Below are 4,052 nucleotides of genomic sequence, written 5' to 3' on the forward strand. Positions count from 1 at the left end.
GTTCGCGCTCGCCTGCCCCGCAACGAAGCCAACCCGCTGGGAAGTACCTTTTGCATTGATTTTATTGTATTTTTTCTGGAAAAAGCGAAGCATAAGTGATAATCTGTTTTTAAAATTGCAATAAGAATATGTAATTCCTAAACTCATAAGGATATGGAATATATAGATAAAGCTTGAGAACATGATCTAGCCTTTCTTATTAGCAGCGTATTCTTGACGAGAAAGTTGTCTCTGTATATTTTTGGTTAATCTTTCATTGGCATATTGTGCAATAGCACTTGCAATCTCTGGCTTGGACATCACTTTAGCAATTGAAGGTCCTTCTTGTTTTGCAATGGGGAATTGATCTCCGTCATCTCTTTGAAACACATTCCCTCCCATTTTCAATTCAACACGCTTTGGAAAACTGCCTCCCTTGATAAAACCATGGGGTAAGATTTCTTTCTTTCCAAACAGTGTGTAAGTTACGCCGCGTTTTGTTTCGTTTGCTTTAAAAAATTTAAGAGGTATCGGTGTTCCAGAACCAATGATATCTGTCTCAAGAAACCTTGCTGTTGCCTTTTCTTTAATATAAACGCCTCTTTTGATACGCTTTATTTGGGCTGATGAGATGTCTGCAACTTGCTTTTCAGTAAAGCGTTCAACTTGTTTTGCTGCAGTGTTTAGAGCATTACGCAGAGCCCAGTTAAGGCGTGGTGCTTGAAGGTTTGTGAAGGTATCTTTTACCTGTTGAAGATACCATTTTTGGTGGATGATTAATTTCAACGTCTAAGCCTTTTTTGGGGTAGGTGTTGATGACTTGGAAGTTTTAGATTCCTTTGGTTTTTCGAGTAAGGTTTCCTCTGTCACTGGTTCAGACGATGTTTGTACGGCTTCTTGTTTTATCTGCTTAATTTGTTCAACTGTCTTGTCTGTTTTTGCTGTTGTCTTGACTCCAATAAAAGGTTTTACAGCATTAGCGCGCTTGAGACGTGCGTAGACTTGATTGGAAACTTCAACAAATGGATTATTGGGTGTTGATGGTTCAAAGCGAACAGTGCTTTTATTGTCGCCAACAACACACATTGGCTTAGTGATGACAGCTTTCATCATTGCTCCTTTTGCGTCATAATTAATGACATCATTAGTCAATTATTGATTTTTGTTATTTGAAAAATTGATTAGCCAGAATTACCCAGAAAACAGGGTTTTCTAGCCACGTTTCAAGATCACATTTTACTAAATTTTTAGAGGATATTTTTGAATTTTGGACGCAATTCGACCAGTACAGCAGCGTCATTAAATACGACTTTTCACATATTGTCAACAAAAAAAATCAATATATTGTGTTTTTTTTATTTTTTTACCTAAATATGCTGCTTTACAAACAAATGATGCAAATATTCCGTTCCCAAAAATCGTTTATACGTTAAAGCATTTACCATTTATTTTTTGGATAAAAATACTTCTGGAGAGCATTTAGAGCAATACGCAAAGAACTAACAAGATGTGGTAATGTTTGGTTTTCTATAACAAGATGTTGTATCGCGGCATAAAGATTATACTGTCTATAGAGGTGTTGTGCTTCTTTGATAGCCTTTTGCATGTTTGAAAACTGTTCTGTTGCAAATTTAATCCATTTTTCTTTTGCTGTCTCATCAGAAGATGAGGGCATTTTATCATAAACAGCACTTGGCAAACCTTTTGCACACGAATAGTCATTTTTCACTTCAAGATATTTTTGCGCAGCATCATATTGGTCTTGATTTATTTCGCCTTGCAAATAAAGCCGCCCGATATAGGTACCGGAAAGCGGATTTTTAGCCTCTTCTATGGTCAAACAGAAGCGTTTGGCACGCATTTCAATTGCCAATTTATCCATGGGTTCATGCGGTGTTTTTGCTCGTGAGATACGTCCATTTGGTTCTCTGATACATCCTTTAATCCGAGGACGACCGCGTTTTGCACGTTTTTTTCTTTTTGTCATATTTTTTTTCAATCAGAATGGGACGCTATCGTTAAGAGCCGTTCTATAATCTTGAGCACCTGAAGCGATAGCATAATTTTGAGAAGTAATGGGTGAAGGGGTAGATTGATCTTTCTTTACATCAAGCAAATACAACTCGCCTTTGAATTGTGGTAAAACAATCTCTGTTGTGNGGGTGAAGGGGTAGATTGATCTTTCTTTACATCAAGCAAATACAACTCGCCTTTGAATTGTGGTAAAACAATCTCTGTTGTGTAACGGTCATGCCCATTTTTATCTTGCCATTTGCGTGTTTGTAATTTTCCTTCTACGTAAACTTTTGAACCTTTGTTTAGATACTGAAGTGCAATTTTTGCCAAATGTGGATTAAAAATCACAACTGAATGCCATTCAGTTTTTTCTACTTTTTGATGAGTATTTTTATCCGTATAGCTTTCAGAAGTTGCCATACGAAAATTGACTACTTCTGTTCCAGAATTCATTGTTTTGCTTTCGGGATCAGCACCAAGGCGCCCGATTAACGTCACTTTATTTAGCATATTTGTAGCCCCATTAGATTAGCAATTTATACATGAAAAATCCTAGCATAATTTGCATATTTATACAATTATTTCAAAAGTATAATATTAATTATTAACATATAACATTATGTTTTGTGATGTACGTATAAAATAAGGAGATCAAGGTATTTTATTTTGCAAGCAGCGTTTCTTTTCCGTTCTCACCATGAATTCCTTGAACACTGTTAGATCTTGTTGTGAAAGACACTTAAAATTTCTAACAAACGTGCTAATAATTTCACGGTTAAGTGGATCAGAAGAATTCATTATAAAATTCTTTCGGCAAATATCAGCCTCTTTTCTTAAAAGAGAAGCCATGTTTTGATCTAAAGCGTACAGCTTTATGATCTTTTCTTCCATTCCTACTGGAACAGATTTTTTGCCAATCTCAACAGAAGATAAAAATGCTACAGAGATGCCTAGTTTATCAGCCATATCTAAGAGCCTTTCAAAGTGATCAAGGCGAATTTTGCGTAAAGTTTTGCCAAATGGTGTAAGCATGTGATTAAAGCTCCTATTCATGCAATCAAGCTGCTTTGAGACGTGATATTGTGTTTTTTTCTAAGAATTGAGGCATTTTGATTTTTGGTGAAAAAATCATCAGTTCAGTAGCTTTCCTTTTCTCTTGTAGAGAATATTGTAAGCTAAATTCTATTGAGAGATATTGCCTATACAATAATTTAATTTCTTCAACGTTGTCATAAGTAATTAGCCAAGGTGCCGTCACATGTTGGGAGATGACATTCTCTAAATTGTGGTGATCATTAGCTTTGTAAAACCAAGTATAAAGACCTTTTCCTTTTTTAAAATAAGGAGGGTCCATATAAAAAAAGGTGTTTTCATCAGTTCCATAACACAGCAAAAATTCCCGTGCATTTAAACGAGTTAAATGTATTCTATCTTTTTGTTCACTTATGCGAAGAATGCGTTCAATTATATTCTCTTTGTTAAATCGGCAATCTATTTTATAGGCACCGCTTTGTCCTTTCCCTCCAATTGGTCCAGCATTTTTAATAATTCCAGATCTATTTGTGCGATTCAAAAAGAGTGCTGCAAATCCTGCGCTAAGCACATCTGCACTTGCAGGAGAAATTTCTTTTTGTATGTACCATTCTTCTAAGTTAATGGTCGTTGTATTGATTTTTTCTATTAATTCTTCTGTCTTGTGCAAAACGCAATACCAAAAGCTCCAAATGAACAGATCAATATCGTTAATGTGAATATCTTTAACATCACCATTAAAAAGAAGCTTTAAAGCAAGTCCGCACCCGCCAGCAAATGGCTCTCTATAGGAACAGCCATTTAATGCATTTTTCTCAAATATTTCTTTGACTTTTCCATACAGTGCAGCCTTACCGCCTGGATATCTCAATGGTGAGCAGACATGAGTCATTGTTACGCGCCTTTTTCAATGATTTTTTGATGTTTTTGTTGATTTCATCTATGAACGTTGAGAAGAGACAACGCCATTTAATCTAAACAGTTTTATAAAATCGGAAATTTTACTATAGCTTTTTAACTGAGCA

The 4,052-nt window shown here is 35.5% G+C and carries 5 protein-coding genes and 1 pseudogene; all 6 read right to left on the minus strand.

What is annotated here, in order from left to right; all coding sequences use genetic code 11:
• Positions 1–186: 186 nt before the first annotated feature.
• The 6 genes and pseudogenes from ACFIKN_RS08630 to ACFIKN_RS08655 all read right to left on the minus strand — a co-directional run bounded on the left by ACFIKN_RS08630 (position 187) and on the right by ACFIKN_RS08655 (position 3,919).
• A complete protein-coding gene (locus ACFIKN_RS08630) occupies positions 187–765 on the minus strand; it encodes a hypothetical protein (protein ID WP_375658267.1) in 579 nt (192 codons plus the stop codon).
• A 3-nt stretch (positions 766–768) separates the two neighbouring features.
• Positions 769–1,089, minus strand: a complete 321-nt coding sequence (locus ACFIKN_RS08635; protein WP_375658268.1) for a hypothetical protein — start codon at positions 1,087–1,089, stop codon at positions 769–771.
• Between the two features lie 328 nt (positions 1,090–1,417).
• Positions 1,418–1,966: a hypothetical protein gene (locus tag ACFIKN_RS08640; RefSeq protein WP_375658269.1), complete on the minus strand. Its 549-nt coding sequence runs from the start codon at positions 1,964–1,966 to the stop codon at positions 1,418–1,420.
• Between the two features lie 12 nt (positions 1,967–1,978).
• Positions 1,979–2,505 (minus strand): annotated as a pseudogene (gene ssb / locus ACFIKN_RS08645) (single-stranded DNA-binding protein).
• Between the two features lie 141 nt (positions 2,506–2,646).
• A complete protein-coding gene (locus tag ACFIKN_RS08650; RefSeq protein WP_375658270.1) occupies positions 2,647–3,027 on the minus strand; it encodes a helix-turn-helix domain-containing protein in 381 nt (126 codons plus the stop codon).
• Positions 3,028–3,052: 25 nt separating this feature from the next.
• Positions 3,053–3,919, minus strand: a complete 867-nt coding sequence (locus tag ACFIKN_RS08655) for a DNA adenine methylase (protein ID WP_375658271.1) — start codon at positions 3,917–3,919, stop codon at positions 3,053–3,055.
• Between the last annotated feature and the right edge of the window lie 133 nt (positions 3,920–4,052).

The sequence above is a fragment of the Bartonella sp. CL436QHHD genome (assembly GCF_042195105.1).
GTDB lineage: Bacteria > Pseudomonadota > Alphaproteobacteria > Rhizobiales > Rhizobiaceae > Bartonella.

Coding starts and splice junctions, on each gene's coding strand:
- ACFIKN_RS08635 (WP_375658268.1), bottom strand. CDS start 1,089: ATGAAAGCTGTCATCACTAAGCCAATGTGTGTTGTTGGCGACAATAAA.
- ACFIKN_RS08640 (WP_375658269.1), bottom strand. CDS start 1,966: ATGACAAAAAGAAAAAAACGTGCAAAACGCGGTCGTCCTCGGATTAAA.
- ACFIKN_RS08650 (WP_375658270.1), bottom strand. CDS start 3,027: ATGCTTACACCATTTGGCAAAACTTTACGCAAAATTCGCCTTGATCAC.
- ACFIKN_RS08655 (WP_375658271.1), bottom strand. CDS start 3,919: ATGACTCATGTCTGCTCACCATTGAGATATCCAGGCGGTAAGGCTGCA.